A 20,783-nucleotide genomic window follows, 5' to 3' on the forward strand; every position below is an offset into this window, starting at 1 on the left:
GCCTCCGCCCTGATAGAATTAAGTGGATATGTAGACCAGCCAGAATCAGGGAACTACTTACAGGTAGCAGAGAAGCAGATCCGGACACTATCATCCCCTGATTATTTTGCCGGGGCCGGTACCAACGGTAACTTCCTCCTGAAACATTCTGTCGGTTCATTGCCGCATAATTCGGAAGTGGATGTCCCGCTTTCTTATGCCGATTATTATTATGTAGAGGCTTTATTGCGTATGAAAAACCGGTTACAATCTAAATTGTAATATATGAATATGAAAGAATGGATGGGACAGGTTCTGACGCAAAAAGAACGGCTTGCTATCCCTATTATGACCCATCCCGGGATTGAACTGATTGGGAAATCAGTCCGTGAAGCCGTTATTGATGGAAAAGTACATTTTGAAGCCATACAGGCATTAAATGAAAAATATCCATCTGCAGCATGTACGGTTATTATGGACCTGACTGTGGAAGCCGAAGCTTTCGGTGCGGAAATTATTTTCCCGGAAGATGAGATACCGACTGTTTCCGGGAGATTGCTGGACGGACTGGATCCTGTCAAGAAAATGAATATTCCGGGGATGGATCGCGGAAGGTTGCCGCAATATTTGTTGGCCAACAGGCTTGCAGCAGAGAGTATTTCGGATAAACCGGTATTCGGAGGATGTATAGGTCCGTTCTCATTGGCCGGAAGATTATATGATATGTCTGAAATGATGATGGCCTGTTATTGCGAACCGGAAACTGCAAAAGCGCTTCTTTCAAAATGTTCCTCATTCCTGACAGATTATTGTCTGGAAATAAAGAAACAGGGAGTGAACGGGGTCATCATTGCAGAACCTGCCGCAGGTCTGCTTTCGGTAGAAGGATGTGACGAGTTTTCATCGCAATACATCATACCCATAATTAAAGCGGTTCAGGATGACAGTTTTATCGTTGTATTGCATAATTGCGGAAATACGGGGCATTGTACTTCAGCTATGCTCAATACCGGGGCTAATGCCTATCATTTCGGAAATATGATCGATATGTGTGATGTTTTAAGAGAATGTCCTTCTGATGTATTGGTTATGGGGAATATAGACCCTGTAGGAGTATTCCGTAGTGCAACTTCCGGACAGGTAGAACAGTCTGTTAAGGAGTTATTGGATGCAACTTCCTCCTACGCAAATTTTATATTATCTTCCGGTTGCGATATCCCGCCACATACTCCCCTTTCCAATATAGCGGCTTTTTATAAGGCTTTGGAGGAATACAATATCCGGGGTTGAAATCATGGAATATCCCTTCATCGTTACTCAAAATTGTTCATGTAGTGATCTGGAAATAAATATGGATGACCTGTATCTTTTATTAGGGTACGGGAATAATCAACCGGATGGATTGATACTGGATATGATCAGACAGGTCTTATCCGAATTGTCAACCTTCTGTAAACCGATGTTTGGCTATTGTATCTTTAGCAGTTCCGGGAAGGAAAAAGACCATATCCGCATCGGAAATGCAAAACTCCGGACAGGACGTATTGTTACATCTTCATTACGGGAATCTGAAAAAATTGCTGTATTTACCGCAACAATAGGCAAGGGATTTGATCAGTGGAATAAGTTGATGAAAGAAAAAAAGGATATGATGAACCTTTATCTGGCTGATTGCCTTGGTTCTGTACTTGTCGAAGCATGTGTATCAAAGATGATGCTTCAATTAGAGGCGGATATGATGAGGTATGATATGAAGATCAGCAATAATTATAGTCCCGGGTACTGCAACTGGCCGCTCACGGATCAAAAAGAACTGTTTTCACTGGTCCCTGAAAAGTTTTGTGGTATCACCCTTACTGACTCATGCCTAATGCAACCCATAAAATCCGTGAGCGGGATTGTGGGAATTGGCAGTCAGATGGTAAAACGTCCTTATGGTTGTGCTATCTGTGATATGACGGAATGTATCAGGAAAAAATATTCATAGTTTCTATCCGGGATAACTACACTGAATGAGCGTACAATTTGAGATGTGGCTTATTCAATCTGTTGGATGGTAAATTTGCTATTCCCGGGTCATTGCATATTTTACAAAAAACATGTAGGTTTGCATTTGTTTGTTGACCATAAAAAATAAAAAAGTGAGTAAGGTATTGATTATCGGAGCTGGCGGTGTAGGTACCGTTGTAGCTCATAAAGTAGCTTCTGTTCCTGAAGTTTTCAGCGAAATAATGCTGGCCAGCCGTACCAAATCGAAGTGTGATGCTATTGCTGCTGCTATTGGCGGCAACCGCATTAAAACAGCACAGGTAGATGCTGATCATGTGCCGGAATTGGTGGCGCTTATCCGAAGTTTTCAGCCGGACCTGGTGATTAATGTGGCTTTACCATATCAGGACCTGACCATTATGGATGCTTGTCTTGAAACTGGGGTCAGCTATTTGGATACAGCCAACTACGAGCCTAAAGAGGAAGCCAAATTTGAATATAAATGGCAATGGGCTTATCAGGACCGGTTTAAAAATGCGGGCTTAACGGCTATCCTGGGCTGTGGTTTTGACCCCGGAGTAACCAGCATATTCACTGCTTATGCTGCCAAACATTATTTCGATGAAATACAATATCTGGACATTGTCGATTGCAATGCCGGTGATCATGGCCATCCGTTTGCCACTAATTTTAATCCCGAGATCAATATCCGGGAAGTGACCCAAAAAGGAAAATACTGGGAAAACGGAAAGTGGGTATATACCGAACCTCATGAGATCCACCAGCCTTTGAACTATCCTGACATAGGACCCAAAGAATCTTACCTGATCTATCATGAAGAACTCGAATCTTTGGTGAAAAACTATCCGACTCTGAAACGTGCCCGTTTTTGGATGACCTTTGGACAGGAATACCTGACACATCTAAGGGTAATACAAAATATCGGAATGGCGGGCATTGAGCCGGTGAACTATCAGGGAATGGAAATCGTTCCAATACAATTCCTTAAAGCAGTGCTGCCCAATCCAGGTGATCTGGGAGAAAACTATACCGGATGGACCTCTATTGGCTGCCGTATCCGGGGAATAAAAGACGGGAAAGAACGTACCTACTATATATACAATAATTGCAGTCACGAAGCGGCATACAAAGAAACAGGAACACAGGCCGTCAGCTATACTACTGGCGTTCCGGCCATGATCGGTGCGATGATGTACCTGAAGGGCCTCTGGAAAAAACCGGGTGTGCAGAATGTAGAAGAGTTTGATCCGGATCCGTTCATGGAGCAACTAAATCTGCATGGCCTGCCCTGGCACGAGTTGCACGATGTTGACCTGGAGTTGCCTAAGTAATTATGAGTACGCCCCGCTATAGGCTGGTATATAATTTATTACGAAAACAGATACTCGATGAGGTGTTTGCTGAAGGTGATTTGTTGCCTTCGGAGAATGAATTATGTGCACAGCATGGAGTAACCAGACCGACTATCCGGCATGCACTGGATGCATTGGTCAATGACGGATTGATCATCAAGCACAAAGGGAAGGGGAGCATTGTCCGCCGCCGGCCTAATGCAGTGGGAATATTATCTATTTCGGGGATCACTACCGCATTGGGTAAACATAATGTACAGACAAAGATCATTGGTAAGCCACACGTTGCCCCATGGCCCGTACGGTTTCCCTATGAATTGAATGAAACCGAGCTGAAAGCAGGATGTATCTGTATGGAACGTGTACGACGTGTCAATGAGAAAGATATATTCTATGAGCAGACCTATCTTCCTGCAGCATATTTTCCACGGTTTTCATTACGAAACATGCATAACCGCTCATTATTCGATATATTGCGGAAGGGATATGATGTCGAGATAAAAGGAGGGGAACAATTGATCCGTTCCATCCCTGCAGATGATCGGCTAAGTACATATTTCAACATTCAACAGGGACATCCGGTATTGTATCTGGAACGTAAGTTTGTGATCAATATTCCCGATGTACATATCTATTCTTTGCTGTATTGTAATACAGAAGAGTTTGCTCTTTACGGGACTTTCTAAATATCTTGTTAAAAAATAACCGGAATATTTTGTATTCAGGAAAATTAGTAATTACTTTGCATTTAAAAGTACTTTTATATGAGTTCAAATATCGAAGACCTTAAGCACATCCGGAACATGATGGAACGGTCATCCAAGTTTCTGTCATTAAGTGGAATATCCGGCATATCGGCAGGTGTTATCGCCCTGATCGGGGCTGCAGTAGCTTATTTTGTCCTGTTTCGTCAGGGAGCAGTAAAATATGACGAGCATATGCGGGCATTGGGTAGCGGATCGACTGTTGGTATCAGGATGCAGATGGCATTACTGGCCATGATCGTCCTTTTTTGTGCGGTTTGTACCGCCTGGTATTTTTCGTCCAGAAAAGCCAGGAAAGCCGGGTTTAAACTTTGGACATCCACTGCGAAAAGGACTTTGTACCACTTCCTTATTCCATTGTTTACCGGTGGTATTTTTTGTATCGCACTTGCAGTGAACAATAATATTCATCTGATAGCTTCGGCAACACTGGTGTTTTACGGATTGGCCCTGATCAATTCCGGAAAATTCACAGTAGCGGAAGTCCATTACTTAGGCATCTGTGAAATTATACTGGGTCTTTTGGCCGGTTTTTTCCTGAATTACGGATTGATCTTCTGGGTGGTTGGTTTCGGGGTGATGCATATTGTATACGGGCTTCGAATGTATTATAAATATGACCGGAAATGAAAAATATTATTTCCGGTTTAAATAAGCTGTTTGACAGCCGGATCAAGTTGGGGATCATGGCTGCCTTATCCGTGAACGATGGAGTTGATTTCAACACACTGAAAGAAATACTTGAGATCACGGATGGAAACCTGGCCAGTCATCTAAAGGCGCTGGAAAAGCATGGATTGATTTCCGTGCAGAAACAGTTTGTCGGGCGAAAGCCCAACACCACTTATTCTATCACAGCTTTAGGTAAGGCTACGTTTCAGGAGCACCTGAACGCATTGGAAAAATTAATTCGTCCATTATAATTATATTTTTTTATCTAAAGACTTTGAATTTCAAAGTTCTTTTAAATTTATAAATAATAGTATCATGAAAAACAATCAGTCAATCTGGACAAAGATGGCCAACAGCGCCACAGTTAAAGCAATCATCATCGGGGTCTTGATCCTCCTGATGTTCATCCCGATCAATATGATCAGAAGTTTAATCTACGAACGGGAACATTCGAGTAAATCGGTAGGCCATGAAATCAGTTCAAAGTGGGGTAACCAGCAGACATTGACCGGGCCGGTGATCGTTGTTCCGTTCAAGTACAACAGGATGGACAATCATGTATTGAAGGAAGTAAATGACCTGGCTTATTTCCTGCCTGAAGACCTGGATATTGAGACAAGGCTGGATCCTGAGATACTTTACCGGAGTATTTATAAGATGGTGGTATATCAGTCGGATATAAAAGTCAACGGGAGTTTCACACAACCGGATTTTAATGATCTGGGGATCACACCCACTTCCATTGACTGGGAAAATGCTTTCATCAGTATTGGTATTTCCGATATGCGGGGCATCCGCAGCAGCATTATTTTTGATTGGAACGGGACCGGCAGGGAAGTAAACCCCGGAAGCAGTAATCATCTGATTAAATCAGGCGTGAATGTGAAGATTCCGCTTTCTTCGTCAGCACCTAAGGATACTAAATATACATTCAAGTTTGATATTGTCCTTAATGGTAGCCAGGGTATATTTTTCACGCCGGTAGGAAAAACAACCCACCTGTCAATGACATCGAAGTGGAACTCTCCCAAATTTGACGGGGCGTTCATCCCTGAAAAACGGACTATCGCTCCCCAGGGATTCACCGCTGAATGGAATGTATACAACTATAACCGTAATTTTCCACAGATGTGGGCAGGTAATGAGTATGACCTGGACGCCTCTGAATTTGGCGCGTATCTGCTTATTCCGGTAGATCATTACCAGAAATCGGAACGCTCTGTGAAATATGCCATCATGTTTATCGCGCTGACCTTCCTGGTGTTTTTTCTTGTCGAACTGATCAGCCGTAAACGGATTCATCCGTTACAGTACCTGCTGGTAAGCATTGGATTGATCTTATTCTATAGTTTGCTACTGGCACTTTCAGAGCACATGAACTTTAATCTGGCCTATCTTCTGTCGGCTTTATCCATCATTCTTCTGATTACCGGTTACTCATGGTCTATTTTCAGGACGAAGAAACAAACTGCATTGATGGGTATCTTCCTTACAGCTTTGTATATATTCCTATACACTATATTACAACTGGAAGATCTGGCATTGCTGATCGGCAGTGTGGGATTATTTATCGCCCTGGCAGTGGTAATGTATATCTCGCGTAAGATAGACTGGTACCGGAATCAATCGGAAGATGAACCCATATCCTGATCATTCATGATGATAAACAGGATATTGATATTTACCGGGTTGGTGATTTTATCGATGGGTATAGCAATGCTGGTCCACTCTTCTTCTCTTCAGATCTATACTGATAAAGATGAGTTTCGCAAAAATGCATATGATCCGGACCGGACCAAAAGCTTTCATAAAATTAGAAAGGAATACCTTACCCCGAAAATTGAACTGGAGGATTATGGGATCACTTTCGTCGTGACAGGTGCATTCATTTTAATGATCTCTTTTATAGGTATTCATCGGTTAAGGACACCAAATAAGAAATGGTGGATCAAAGTCCTGGGTATTTTGGCCGCATTACTCACCAGTTTTGGATATGCCAGGTATATAATACTTGAAGCGTATAGGGGTGCTTATCCACTCTGGGGTGACAGCATTGCTATTCCCCTTGCGCTTACTCCGGTCATACTAATCATATTATCCGGCTGGGTGGCATTAAATCTAATCGGGATTCGGGGAGATTTTAAAACGAATGTTCTTATTTTTCCTTTTAGATTTAACCATTTGAATTATTGGTATGTGATCATCTTGTTATTGACCATTATGATGACCCTGTCAGTGATTTTTTACGGGGACTTTTGGCAAGTATTCCCCGGATTTCTATGGATCTATTTTTATACCAGTATTTTGCTCGGGAGAAGGCAGGCTAAAATGGAAAAAATAAAGATGATCGTTCCAAGTGTGTGAGATAATATTTATGATGCAAAAGAGACCGCTTTTTATAAAAAAACGGTCTCTTTTTCTATCGGTCCGTGTTGAGGTTGAATAGAAATCATTATTTTTATCCGCACATAAATCTGTCTGATCATCCATGAACGGTAAACCCATCTTCATCCTGTCCGTTATAGCCATTTTCCTTTTTTCATGCCAATGGGATTCAACGGTTGATGCTTTGTTACAGAAGGCAGATGATTCTATGGATAATGATCCATCTGTGGCCAACAGGATCCTTCAGGAAATAGAATATCCACAAAAACTGAATAAAAAACAACTGGCCGATTATCATTTTTTGAATGCCAGATATCTGTCTAATATATACGGAGACCTTGCCCGGGCCGACTCATTGAATGATATGGCATTGAATGAATATCTTTTAGCCGGAGATACGGCATTAATTATCAGATCATTGAATCTTGGGGGTGGAATATTGCTGGACAGAGGTAAACCCAAAGAAGCCATTTCTTATTTTGAGAAGGCTATATTGTATATAAAAGAAGACCAGCTTTCAGCATTGAGTTTTTTTTATGTTCGGCTCGGACAGAGTTACCTGCAGATGAAAGAGTATGAACAGTCAATAGAAGCATACCGGAGATCATCAGCCATTAATGCAGATACAGACACTGCGAGGATTTTGAATAATTGGTTGAGCCTGGCATTGGTATGTCGCTCGGCTGGTATGTATGAAACGGCTATAAGTTATTATGATAGTGTGTTGTACATGGCTCCTCAACACTCCGGATTTCAATGGATGGTATCTGGTGTTCATTACCGGAAGAGCCGGACTTATTCGGAAATGAAGGATTACCGCCAGGCACTGCAACAGGCAGAGCTTAGCCTGAAATATAAATACAGGCGCAATGAGGTTCCCTTATATAACCTGGCTAAAGCCCGTATCTATATGAGACTGGGCGAAGGAGATTCAGCGCAGTATTACCTGAGAATTGCCGCACAGAATACGGATGAGTATGTGTCGAACCTGGCCTATCAATCCCAGCTCGAATACGAAAAAGAGAACCATCATTTTGAAAAAGCGTACCAGACCTGGTTAAAACAAGATGAATCATTATCCGGGATCATAAGTAACATAAACTATGAAATGGCCAAACAGCAATTCAAAGAAGAAAAATTAAAGAATGAAAATAACCTGTTGAAACTGGCCAAACGGGAGCGTGAAATATATCTGTTATTGTTGGGAATAGCCCTGTTGGTGAGCTTTTTACTGTTCTATATTTTTTACGCACGGAATAAGAGAAAAAGATTGCTGGAAAGTCACCTGCAACAGGAACAATTATTGGAAAGCCGGGCTGCACTGGCGGAAAATGAAAACCTGTTGTTGCGTAAAGAAAACGAATTGAGTTCATTACGTGCGAAGGCCAGTGGATTAAGGGAATCCCTTTTCAGGAAAATGAGTATTTCTCAGAAAATACCCTCATTGGACGAATCGAATGAAAAGGAAGAAAATGAAAGCCACCGGAAAATCAATTTATCCGATTATGACTGGGTAGAGTTGATACATACGGTCAATCAGGTATATGGCGGTTTCGTAGACCGGCTAAAGGCGGCCTATCCGCAATTGACTGAAGCCGATGTCGCTTTTTGTTGCCTGGTAAAGATCAGGGTGAATATGGCCGATCTTTCTGATATATACTGTGTCAGCAAGGCCGGTATTACCAAAAAGAAGACCCGGATGAAACAGTTAAGATTCGGGATCGCAGACGAGAAAACTACATTGGATGATTTCTTATATCAATTTCAATAACTTGTCCGTCGTTACTATTTTCTTTAAACAGATAAATATTTAATTTTCAGATATTTAACCTAAAGAAGATGTCCGTGAGAAAAATTGTATTCTTTTTTGTCGACGTTTATTTTTGTGTTTTTAATCACTTAAAAATGAATGCCATGAAAAAAGTGTTGATCGGGTTGATTTCTTTGGTTTGCTGTGTGGGGTATGCGCAGGATTTAAAGAAGAGTAAAAAAGTTGCCGATAAGGTAAAAGTAGGAAAACAAGAGGTAGTGGTCGGCAACAGAACTTTGTTGAAAGATACGGTAACGCTTCCATTAAGTTTTTTTACGGAAGAATTGAAAATGATCAAACTGGAAAATAAGGATGAAGCATTGGCTTCTACCGGTTCTGTCATTATCGGCGAACAACATATTCTGGTGAAAGGATCAGGAGATAATCCGTATAAGTTGTTTACCAAAGACGGTAAATATATTACCAATATCGGTGCACGTGGAAGAGGAGCTGGTGAGTATGGTAATGTGTACGATGAGTTCCTGGATGAAAAACATAACCGGATCTACATCCTTCCATGGAGTACTAATAGTATTCTGGTATATGACCTGAAGGGCAAGGTACTGGATCCTGTCCGGCTGCCCATGAACGTACCGAAAGGAAAGATCTTTGTTGATCCGTCGGGGACTACTGTTTCCGTACTGGCTGTTCCCTTTACAGGTAGCCCTTATATTGTATGGACGCAAAAAATATCAGGAGAACTGGTCAGCGGGATCGCACCCGGACATCTTGCCATTAACCCCCGTGATGCTTCCGGATCTTTTACCGGTTTTAACAATGAAGCAGCATCAAGTAAAAATACATCTAATATAGACATATTCCTTTCTACTTTCGGAGCACGTCTGGATACTTTGTATCACTATGACATAAAGGGCAATAAATTAATTCCGAAGTTTGCCATGAAATACGGAAGTAGTAAAGTTCCTATCTTTTGGTATGCTGAATGGCCCCATCATTATGTGGGCAATTTGGCAGAACCAAAACAAATCAGCGAGTCGATGACCACTACCACGAAAAATGTTTTTTTCATCATTGAAAAATCAAGTTTGAAAGGCTCTTTTTTCAAACTATACAATGATTTTCTCGGGGATATGGAGATCGGATGGCCCAGTTTTGCTTTTTCCAACGGTTATTATATAAAGAACTATGATCCGGGGGATTTAATAGAAGACCTGGAAAAACTATTATCATCCAATAAAAAAATGTCATCCGATATGCGTAAAAAACTGACTGATCTTAAGAATTCAGTCAAAGAAACAGACAATAACTATATTTTTTACGCAAAACTGAAGTAGCAGGAATCTTTAAGAGCATTTCAGAATACTACATGCTGAGATGCTCTTTATCAAAATAACTTCAGGAATACTTTAAGCCCGTTATAGCTGTTTAACTTTATATATTATAATTTATGGTAAAGATAATCTTTTTAGGAATATTCATTTGCACATATCTGATTGCTGATGCAAAAGAAGATGGGACCATATCTGAAAAAGTGGTGAATGGCTCCAAAGTAATGGTTTGTTCCATGGATAAGGTAAAGAAAAACGAAATCACCATCCCACTTAGCCAGCTTGTGGAGGATTGTTCTTTGATCCATTTGGAAAATCTGGAAAATGCGTTTTTTAAACCCTGGTTTACTACTGTCACGGATAAATATATCGGGGTCAGGCAACAAGGTGGTAATCCATACAAATTATTTTCCCGTTCCGGAAATTTTTTATGTGATATCGGTAGTATCGGACATGGACCAGGAGAATTTACCATATCCTTGTATGATGATCTTATTGATGAAAAAAACGAATTGATCTACCTTGCTCCTATGACTGGAGATAAGATACTGGTATTTAGCACTTCCGGAAAATTCATAAAAAATATAATTGCTCCCATTCGCTTGAAAAAACCTAAATTATATTTATCTGATGGTATCTTAACCGTGATACATATGGCTTTTAGGGGAGACGAAGCCATTGTTTTTCAGTTCGACTCAAATGGAGATGTGATCAAAAAGTTATCGCCACCTGCACATCTGTTGGTGAATGATTATAACGGGGAAATATTCAATACCCGGAATACCAGGGAATTTGAATTTCTTCATACAAGTAGTGATACATTGTATCATTATGATATAAAAAGGAACCGGATATTACCCGTTTTTACCATACAATCAAACGCTTCCGAAAAACCATTCAGACAATATATGGAACTGAATAATCAATACATCTCCAATGTTTTTGGAAAAGGTCTGATTTATAACGACAAAACGAACAGGACTTCTTCATACATCAAAATTGTAAATGACTATTATGGAAATTTATCCACGCCTGGTTCTGTTGTAAATTTCAGGAATGGGTGGTATGTATATAACCTGCAGCCGGAACAATTAATGGAAAATATCGAAAAACGTCTTGTCGAAAGTAGTTGTACGGGAAAAGACAAACAAAAACTTGAAAAATTACTTTCTTCATTAGAAGAAGGGGCGAATAATGTTTTGTTTTTAGGAAAATTAAAGTAGAACCTGAAATTGTGGAAAATTGCTTTAAAAACATCTTTGCCTAAAAATTTTAGGCAAAGATGTTTTTAAATGTCTGATTATTTTTCGTTGTGTCGGTAACTTTAATACCATCCCCCAATCAATACACTACTGCTTTTCTGGTTTTATGATCCTTTGAAGCCACCAGATAAACCCCGGTGCTAAGGCTAAGTACCGCCGTTTCATTTTCTTTCATGTCCAATACCTTTACCAGCAGTCCGGTGACCGTGTATACGAATAATTTAACGGACATCTCGGGTTGTATGTATAATTTGCCGTACTTTGACCATATCGCGATATCATCTGGTAGATCTGTAATGTCTATTTCTCCGGTCACTGTATTACCGTCCGCCGGAGTATCAGACTCATAGGCGCCGATATCAATAATCCCCCCTATGATCCGTGCTTTACTGGCCTGCTTTTTCTCCTCCTCATTCATGAAGAGGCTTATTGCATCAAGGTATTTTTGATTATTCCCCACATTAATCAATGGGCTTCCTTCTTTCAATTGAAAATTTCCGGTTGGGAAATCCTGAAACAATGGATCTTTATACTTGTTCAGATTTCCGATGCCCGGGCCATATTCTTCCGTTCCGGCCGATTTTTGGTTGTCTGTTGCATCATCTTCGGAATCAATATCGATCCGGTTTTTGTCGCTTGCAAGATAAAAACGTGTGATGTTTTTCATGTCCACGTTTTCTTTGGTGAGCGATCCGCCATTTACAGGTGCATTATTTTCCGTAGTATAGGAAAGCGATTGGGTAACCCCATTTGCACCTCCCTTTATACGGGTTTCAACTGTGATTAATCCGCCGTTTTCCGCTTCATAATATAACTCATTTCCCGATGTCCGTTTTGTCAACGATATTTGATGTGCTGTGAATTTCATGGTCCCATCGGAAACAAACCCGATGGAGCGCATCCAATCCTGTTGTGTCTGCTGACTCTGAATGGATACCCTGGAAGGCCGGTCAAATGTAATATTTGAACTGGCACCGCCTTTCATCAGGAGTACAGGATATTTTGTGACTATTCCCGGAATGGTGGAATCGAATTTATAACCACTCAGTGACAGCGAGCTGCCCGGCATTGCGGATAAATTGCCGTTGACTTCAAGCAGGCACTGGGAAGTGCCACGTACGTCGATATCGACTGATGAGTTCACTCCTATAATGACATCCCCTTCTACAGACAATATCTTATCGGCAACACCCTTTTGTGCATCTTCATAAATGAGAATGCTTATGGAGGAATTGCTGTTCTCAATGACCTTTTTGGGCTTTGCGCCCGATAAATATTCGCGCACTCCTTTATACCTGATTGCCGCTTTTGATTCAATCACAAAGTCAAAAGGGTGATCAGCATTGATGGCTCCGCCTCCGCCTGTAAAGCGGTCTTTCGCTGTTTCCTGCCCGGCATAATCGATCATTACTTCCGTTTGTCTCGGAAATGTTTCTACGATAAGTGACGGTTCGGAACCGGTCAATTTTAAAACGGCTTCCATGGTTCCGTCGGAATCATAGTCTTTCGTGATATTTACCACGTCGCGGAAACGGATTTGATTTGCCTTTACTGCTTCTCCCATAAAAGTTCCACCTTCTTCCGCAAATGAAATCCGTATTTCGGAGTTATCCAACAATATGCTTCCGGCTGCGTTCTCAGCCAGCTTAGGCCCTTTATAATGAACATTCCGGTAGATCAGATCAACTTTTTCGGGGGCACTGATATAGATATTCCCAGCTCCGTTCCGGCCGTTTATTGTCATACTGCGAACGGTTAAGGATCGGATTGTGCCGTTACTTTCCAGGCGGATGACTTTGGCAGGGTCTGATCTTTTCACCATCAACTCAGTCAGGGTATAGCCGTTACCATCGATCACCAGGTCGGGTTTGGCCCGTCTCGGCTGGATCACCAGATCGGACCGGTATACGGTAATGTCATTAGCAAAAATAATAGCGTCGATACTTCCATCGGCCAACGCCTCCCTGAGTTCGGAATCGTTATGTACGCGTGCACTTGTGACCGGCAGAACGGAATTGTCTTTTTTTGACTTTTCGGCGCCCATCGTGCTCATGTCGATCCATTCCATACCATATCGATTCGTTACTTCCCGGGATAACTGGAAATTCCTGTTTGCTACACCCGGAAATCCGGGATCATGGGTCAGGTAATGATTATTGCTGATATTCCCGTACCGGGGATCAACAGATACCTCCGCGGGCAATTGCAATTCTTCCAGACTACTGTTCCTGTCCTGAAAGATTTTGTTTATATTGACAATCAAATTATTGTATATCTGATCCATCGGTTGCTGCAGGTCTTCTTTTTCGTTGGCCATGTACTCATAGTAAGCATATAATTCCGGATATTTCTCCTGCCACAACGTAGTCCGGTATAAGCCTGAGGTATATAATGCCGAGATGGAAGACTCGCTGTTCTCTGTCAGCAGGTCCATAGGCGTTCTTCCTTTATATGTATTAAAGAATTCCGGATAATAAGGCAGTACTACATCACAATCTACAAAAACATTGTTGATGCAGGTCCATGGTGTAACGATAGATATCAGTCCTGCCGTAGGATAGTTATAAACTACATTGTAGGAAAAATCCCGGAAAGGAGCAGTGTTATCGTATCCTATTACAGAGCGTAACGCATGCCCGAACTTACGGCCATAGCGGTTATCCATGTTGGTCACATCATGGAAGAAATTATACCGTACTTTCACCCCGTCATTTGTAGCCAGGTAGTTCAGATACAAGGTACCGGTATCTTCCCCCATATCACAGGGAGAATCACAGAATTCATTGTTGATGATCTCAGTGTCGATGATGTTTCCGGTAATGGCCTGACCGAGACAATAAAGGAAAGTATTATTCTTCACGAGAATACCTGCGCCATGTAAGTTCAGGCCCGATCTGTAAGTAGAACCAATGAGGCCGGAATATTTGATGATGTTGTTTTCAAAAATCATATTTCCTCTTTCACGGTTTCCTGCATTACCGGACGCTATTCTACAAGCATGGTGACCTGTATTCAGAAAATAACAACCGGTCACTTTGTGGTTATATCCGTTATCTGAAGCCGGGATCACGCGAAGGTATTCGCTGAATTTATTTTCCTTCTGGGCTTCTATAAAATTGCGGGTAGTCAGTGCATTATCCCCGAGCCGGACTCCCCAGATACCGAAATTTTTCAGATTACAGTTTTCAACGGTACAATTCCTTCCTCCGCGGATATAAAAAACAGAACCTTTCGTCAGTTCAAATGTCAATCCCGAAAAAGTAATATTGGAAGCTCCCTTTACATCGATCATGAAGTTTTTATCCAGTGCGGCTATCTTTACTTCAGTATCATTCAAATCCTTAACAGGATACAGGTATAATACTCCTGTATTCTTGTCGATATAATATTCCCCCGGCTGATCCAGTTCTTCAAAAACATTTTCGAACGCTACCCTTGCATCGTCAAAAAGGCCATAGGTAGGCATGGACTGCAATTCTACGGTCATTTGCTGGGTATTGATTTCTTTTACGAGGTTCCGTTCATTTTCATAATGATAGCCGAGCATTCCGAAAACGATAATGTCTTCATAGCTTTTCCAGCTTTTCATGCGTGGTTCATCTATGCGGAATACCGGACTCTTGCCATCCCATGTTTCGCCGGGGGCACCTCTTCCTCCGTATATTTCAGATATGGAGAGATATGTGTTGTATGGGTTTTCGGGAAATATCCCTGCTGTTTTATTAGGATAACGGGCCAGGTAAAGGGCTTCATCATCCATGAAAACCTGCATCCTCCTGACATAATTATTATTGTCATAGAATTCTTCGGTAACATGTTCTTTCAGGTTATCTTTTTTCCAGAAATCCTTGCTATAGTCCAGATCATTGAGACTGAATCCGTTTTTGTATAAGTTATAACAGACTACCTTATTTCTGGCTTCAGGTGTTAACCGTTCACGCATTGTTGCATCTTTCACCTTTTCGAACTTACTGCCCTGGATATGGTATCCTCCGGTAAAAACAGGCGTTTCTCCGGGGTATGCTTTATAGATGACAGGCGAAGCGTCTGTTCCGGAGTCTTCATTAGTCAGGTAAGTTGTTTCTGTAATAGGATAGGTCCCTCCCCTGAAATAAACAATAATTCCACCGGCCGGTAATCCGGTAGCTTTTATCTTTCGGATATTGTTTCTTGCCCCGGCAATTGTTGCAAGAGGTGAATCTTCAGAACCTGTATTGCCATCATTCCCATCAGGTGCTACGTAAATAATTCTGCCAACGTTCTCCTCCGGTTCTTTATCATCCGGAACGACAGCTTCAGTATCCTTTGTCTCATTTTGTATCAGGCTGTATGAACAATGTGTATGACTGAATGCATCGTTATGGAGGTCATTTTCATTACCCCAGATAACCGAATTTGAAATTTCAGGATTGGATACGACATTGAAAATTCCACCACCCGAATTTTGACTTACTGTTATATTGACTATTACAGGAAATGAATAATAATGGTATATCCCGCCGCCCTGATCGGCAGAGTTGTGGTTTACCGTAACATTGGTCAACACGGGGAATGAATGGAAACTGTATATCCCTCCACCATAAACCGCTGAATTATTTTTTACAATTATATTATTCAGCCTGGGAGAAGAACGCATGATATATATCCCACCTCCCGCATCCTGCCTGTATTCCTTTCCATCTATAAAAACGGATTCCTTCCCGTTTGCATTTCCTCCTGTAATGGTAAGGCCATCAAGAAGCGCTTCACATCCATTTGAGAATATCAATACATGATAACTGGAGCTATTGTCCGTATTTCCGTTCAGAATAGTCAGGTTTTTCTTATGATCCCTTCCTTCCGGATTGATTTCGTATCCTGCAAATCCACCATAGATCCGTATATTTTTCGAAATGATAAATGTGTTATTCCGGTTTCCGGGAGTCCCGTTTGTATTGTTTGCCTGAATTACGGGAGTATATGTTCCTGAGGTTATCCAAATCTGATCACCGTCCGTGGATCCATTGATCATGGCCTGCAAATCGCCCGATGCGTTTGTCCATGAACTCCCATTTCCTGTAGCTCCGGCTTTTACATAACGAACTGTTGATGATACTGTGGTAATATTGATGAAGGACAAAAAAAATACTAAAGCATAAAATGGCAATAGCTTCATATTATTTGTTCGGTTTAAACGGTAGATTTTAATTTTTAGATGGCAAAGTTAGTTGCTGCTAACTTATCTTGGAAATAATAACTCAAAAAATGAAAATATATTATCTTGAAACATATTTATAGTAGTTAGAAATCTCATTACAAAACTTTCATAAAAGAAAATTCATACTTTTCGATAAAATGTATGAATTTTCTTGAAGTTTAGATCCTTGATACTGTTAAAAACAATGTAATGATTTTAACTGGTAAATACTTTTATTTTTACTTCAATGTTATTTCTTGTCGCATTAGAATATGGACATACCTGATGTGCTTCTGCTGCCAGTTCTTCTGCTTCTTTTTGGTCCATGCCGGGAATGTTGACATCCATCTCCACTGCGAGCATAAATCCTCCGCCTTCTTTTTTACCGATGCTCACTTTTGCAGTTATTGATGACTCTATTCGCTTTCTTTTCAATAGGGCAACATGGTTTAAGGCGCTTCCAAAACATGCAGAATAACCTGCTGCAAATAATTGTTCCGGATTGGTATATTTACCATCGGGACCTCCCATTTCTTTGGGTGGTTTCACTTCAAAATCCAATAATCCGTCCGATGATTTTACGTGACCATTTCTTCCGCCCACCGAAGTAGCTACTGCTGTATATAATGCTTCCATGCTTTGATAAATTAGTGATTTATGTGATTAGTCATCACAAATATACGAAAATAGTTTATAAAACTACTTTCTACCGGCTGAATAATTTTTGTTACGTTCCTGTTCAGGAATGTAATTGCCAAGACAGAATCGTCTTATACTTTAATTTTCCTGGCAATTTTTCCAACAGTAAGTCCTTGTATTACGATGGAAAAAACTACCACGAAATAAGTCGCGGCAATGATGATTTGTTTATAGGGAGAATCGGAGAGGGACAGAGCAAGTGCAATCGGAACGCCTCCTCTCAGACCTCCCCATACAAGAATAATAATGGCCCCATGAGAGAATTTTTCTTTTAGAGGTAATGTTACTGCAGGAATTTTAATAGATATGTAACGGGCAAATAAAGTAGTTACGATACAGATTATGCCAATCAGCCAGTAATTTTGCAGATTAGGAATAAGCAATAGCTCAAATCCGATGAGCAGAAACAATACGGCATTCATGATATCTTCGAGTAATTCCCAGAAAATAGCTACCTGGCTTTCCCCCGGAACCCTCCGTCTTTTGGAATTTCCCATCAGTAGTCCTGCGGCTACCATCGTTAATGGGCCTGAAATGCCCATGAAATGTGCAATCATAGTTCCCCCCATCACCACTGAAAGGGTGATCAATACTGATACTTTATAATCTTCATTTGCGCCAATCTCTGCTTTAGCTCCGATATATCCGAGCAATAGCCCTACTAAAAGTCCCCCGATCGCCTCTTTCACCAGTAACCATGAAATATTAATAAAAGATAGGTCTACAGATTGTCCGTCTGCGGCCTTAAGTAATACAGCCACCACCACTACGGCTATACCATCATTGAAGAGGGCTTCACCTGAGATTTTCATCTCAAGGGATTTTGGGACATTGGAATTTTTCAGGATACTGAGTACGGCAATAGGGTCAGTCGGAGAGATCAATGCACCAAATATTAAACAATAAACCAAAGGGATTTCCAGATGTAAATGTACCATTGGAAATATGAAGTTCAGCAAATAATACAGGACAAAACCGATCACAAAAGTAGATATGATCACACTTAGGGTGGAAAAAATAATTACCGGTAATTTTTGTTCTTTCAGGTCACTCATTGCAATAGGAATAGCCCCTGCAAAAAGAAGAAAATTCAACATGCCTCCCATCAGCAGATCAGGAAAATCCATATTATTAAGAATATGTGAAAATTCCTGTAAAGGTGCAGAAGGGAATATTTTTCCTACCAAGACAAGTACCAATGAGACAATGAATGCGATAAGCATAATCCCTATCGTAGACGGAAGTTTTAAATACCGGATGTTGAGATATGAGAAAACCGTAGCCAATACGATCAATATTGAAAGTGAGTAATATAGTTCCATCTGTTTTGGATAAGGTTAAATATATTTCTGGTTTGATGACAAAAATATATTTTAAAATAGATAGAATCAAATAAAAAATATGAAATCGGCTACTTAATTTTGACCGGATATTGATGTTTTAAAAGTTGTATTATCGACTGTTGCTGTACCATCAGTAGTATTTAAATATCAATATTTTGAAAATAAATGGATATAATGTGGAATTTTTCAGCTACATTTGCCCTAATTAAAACAGGACGCTAACGTATGCTGACATGACAATAACTTAATTCAGGGCATTACGTAGTTTAATTTTTGTTTATAAAAATTGTGACTTTTTAGAAACTAATAAAAAAGAGTATGGATTGGATTGTGAAAACAATGCAAAATTCGCCAGAGTTAGCTATATTTCTGACATTGGCCTTAGGTTTTGCAATTGGAAAGGTGAAAATCAAAAGTTTCAGTCTTGGATCGGTAACCGGAGTGTTATTAATGGGAGTGGTGGTAGGACAATTGGATATTACTATTTCTCCTACAGTGAAATCCGCTTTTTTCCTCATTTTTCTTTTTGCTGTCGGTTACAGTGTCGGACCGCAATTTGTACGAAGTCTGAGGAAAGATGGAATACCGCAGATTCTTTTTGCATGTATCGTTTGTGTAATGTGTCTGGTGGTTCCATGGGTATGTGCGTTGATTGCCGGATTTGATATCGGAAATACGGTCGGATTATTATCTGGGGCCAATACTATTTCTGCAGTGATTGGTGTCGCTACGGATACCATTAATCAACTCTCGATCGATGCGGCGGAGAAACAAAGAATGATCAACGAGATACCTGTGGCTTATGCGGTTACTTATATATTTGGGACTGCAGGAACAGCGTGGTTTCTTTCTTCGATAGGACCTAAAATTCTGGGTGGAGATATTATTAAGGAAACGCGTGAATATGAACAAACGCTGGGAGGAGCCATTCAGGATGATGATCCCTCCTTAGAAGACGCCTATGATGGTACAACTTTCCGTGTGATTAAGGCTTCCAGCAACTTTTTCGATACAAGCAAAACAGTGGATGAGGTGGAAAAAATGCTGGTAAAAGAAGGCTGGCCTGTATATATTGAACGTATGCGGAATGGGAAAGGAGAAATCATTCAGGAACCACAGATCGATCAAAAAATAGAGAAGAATGACTTATTGGTACTTAACGGACCGATCGATTCACTGATCGCCGATGAAAATTCCATTGGTATAGAAGTGGCCGATCCTGAATTACTGGGTTTCCGGGTAGAAGCGATCAAGGTGATTGTAACGAATAAGGCAGCCGTGGGTATGACCCTGGCCAAAATGAAAACATGTAAAGATCGTCATGGTGTTGTTTTGCGTAGGATACACCGTGGAAACGCTGAAGTGCCTTTATTAAAGAATGTCAAGCTGGAACGGGGTGATGTTGTCGAAATTGAAGGACGCAAAACAGACGTGGATCGCTTTGCCAAATTTTTGGGACTTGCAGAAAGACCTACCAATGTAACTGATTTATTATATGTTGCTTTAGGGATTTTTATCGGAGGAATATTAGGTACATTAGCCATACGTGTTGGAAACGTTCCTTTGAGTTTAAGTGCCAGTGGGGGAGTGTTGATCTTGGGAATTGTCTTTGGCTGGTACCATTCCCGCCGTCCTAATATTGGCGCTGTTCCCCAACCTGCTGTTTGGCTCATGAATAATTTAGGATTGAATACATTTATAGCTGTAGTTGGCATCACTGCCGGTCCGAACTTTATCGCAGGACTTCAGGCACATGGTATCAGCCTGTTTATAGCCGGTATTTTTGTCAGTATTATTCCAATGTTGGTTGGTTTATTGATGGGTAAATATATTTTTAAATTTCCCAAAGCGATTACTTTGGGTGCCTGCGCCGGTTCACGTACAACCACTGCAGCATTGGGCGCGATTCAGGATACTATAAAAAGTAAAGTCCCCGCACTTTCTTATACCACCACTTATGCAATAGGAAATACATTATTGATAATTTGGGGAGTCGTTATTGTGCTTCTGATGAGTTAAAAAGAATCATACAAAAAAATTAT

16 protein-coding genes are annotated in these 20,783 nt (G+C 40.8%); 13 read left to right on the plus strand and 3 right to left on the minus strand.

The genetic code is table 11. The annotated features are described in order from the left end of the window. The 12 genes from LBQ60_03485 to LBQ60_03540 all read left to right on the plus strand — a co-directional run. On the plus strand, positions 1-261 hold a 261-nt coding region (locus LBQ60_03485; protein MDR2036965.1), incomplete at its 5' end, for a glucuronyl hydrolase. Between the two features lie 3 nt (positions 262-264). After that, entirely contained in the window at positions 265-1,269 is a 1,005-nt protein-coding gene (locus LBQ60_03490) for a uroporphyrinogen decarboxylase family protein (protein MDR2036966.1), read from the plus strand. Positions 1,270-1,273: 4 nt separating this feature from the next. Continuing rightward, the gene (locus LBQ60_03495) at positions 1,274-1,966 is read left to right on the plus strand and encodes a 5-methyltetrahydrofolate--homocysteine methyltransferase (GenBank protein MDR2036967.1); all 693 of its coding nucleotides are present in this window, start codon (positions 1,274-1,276) and stop codon (positions 1,964-1,966) included. 154 nt (positions 1,967-2,120) lie between these two features. Continuing rightward, on the plus strand, positions 2,121-3,320 hold the full coding sequence (locus LBQ60_03500) for a saccharopine dehydrogenase family protein (protein ID MDR2036968.1): 1,200 nt from the start codon (positions 2,121-2,123) through the stop codon (positions 3,318-3,320). A 2-nt stretch (positions 3,321-3,322) separates the two neighbouring features. Then, positions 3,323-4,027 carry a GntR family transcriptional regulator gene (locus tag LBQ60_03505; protein ID MDR2036969.1) on the plus strand — a complete coding sequence of 235 codons (705 nt, stop codon included), beginning with the start codon at positions 3,323-3,325 and terminating at the stop codon, positions 4,025-4,027. Positions 4,028-4,105: 78 nt separating this feature from the next. Then, entirely contained in the window at positions 4,106-4,735 is a 630-nt protein-coding gene (locus LBQ60_03510) for a hypothetical protein (protein MDR2036970.1), read from the plus strand. Continuing rightward, the gene (locus LBQ60_03515) at positions 4,732-5,028 is read left to right on the plus strand and encodes a transcriptional regulator (protein MDR2036971.1); all 297 of its coding nucleotides are present in this window, start codon (positions 4,732-4,734) and stop codon (positions 5,026-5,028) included. Before LBQ60_03510 ends, LBQ60_03515 begins: the two co-directional genes overlap by 4 nt. Positions 5,029-5,092: 64 nt before the next feature. Further along, a complete protein-coding gene (creD, locus tag LBQ60_03520; protein MDR2036972.1) occupies positions 5,093-6,427 on the plus strand; it encodes a cell envelope integrity protein CreD in 1,335 nt (444 codons plus the stop codon). A 6-nt stretch (positions 6,428-6,433) separates the two neighbouring features. After that, positions 6,434-7,141: a hypothetical protein gene (locus LBQ60_03525; GenBank protein ID MDR2036973.1), complete on the plus strand. Its 708-nt coding sequence runs from the start codon at positions 6,434-6,436 to the stop codon at positions 7,139-7,141. A gap of 124 nt (positions 7,142-7,265) precedes the next feature. Next, complete coding sequence (locus tag LBQ60_03530) at positions 7,266-8,933, plus strand: tetratricopeptide repeat protein (protein MDR2036974.1); 1,668 nt, start codon at positions 7,266-7,268, stop codon at positions 8,931-8,933. Positions 8,934-9,076: 143 nt separating this feature from the next. Further along, entirely contained in the window at positions 9,077-10,267 is a 1,191-nt protein-coding gene (locus LBQ60_03535) for a 6-bladed beta-propeller (GenBank protein ID MDR2036975.1), read from the plus strand. A gap of 113 nt (positions 10,268-10,380) precedes the next feature. Then, complete coding sequence (locus tag LBQ60_03540) at positions 10,381-11,484, plus strand: 6-bladed beta-propeller (GenBank protein MDR2036976.1); 1,104 nt, start codon at positions 10,381-10,383, stop codon at positions 11,482-11,484. 118 nt (positions 11,485-11,602) lie between these two features. Here LBQ60_03540 and LBQ60_03545 read toward each other — a convergent pair whose 3' ends face one another. The 3 genes from LBQ60_03545 to LBQ60_03555 all read right to left on the minus strand — a co-directional run bounded on the left by LBQ60_03545 (position 11,603) and on the right by LBQ60_03555 (position 18,720). After that, a complete protein-coding gene (locus LBQ60_03545; GenBank protein MDR2036977.1) occupies positions 11,603-16,678 on the minus strand; it encodes a right-handed parallel beta-helix repeat-containing protein in 5,076 nt (1,691 codons plus the stop codon). 237 nt (positions 16,679-16,915) lie between these two features. Next, the gene (locus tag LBQ60_03550) at positions 16,916-17,335 is read right to left on the minus strand and encodes an organic hydroperoxide resistance protein (protein ID MDR2036978.1); all 420 of its coding nucleotides are present in this window, start codon (positions 17,333-17,335) and stop codon (positions 16,916-16,918) included. Between the two features lie 134 nt (positions 17,336-17,469). Next, complete coding sequence (locus LBQ60_03555) at positions 17,470-18,720, minus strand: sodium:proton antiporter (GenBank protein MDR2036979.1); 1,251 nt, start codon at positions 18,718-18,720, stop codon at positions 17,470-17,472. Between the two features lie 339 nt (positions 18,721-19,059). Between LBQ60_03555 and aspT the strand changes: the two genes are divergently transcribed. Beyond that, positions 19,060-20,760 (plus strand): aspartate-alanine antiporter, encoded by a 1,701-nt coding sequence (gene aspT, locus LBQ60_03560; protein ID MDR2036980.1) that lies wholly within the window; start codon positions 19,060-19,062, stop codon positions 20,758-20,760. Positions 20,761-20,783: the final 23 nt, after the last annotated feature.

It is taken from the genome of Bacteroidales bacterium, from assembly GCA_031275285.1.
GTDB lineage: Bacteria > Bacteroidota > Bacteroidia > Bacteroidales > UBA4181 > JAIRLS01.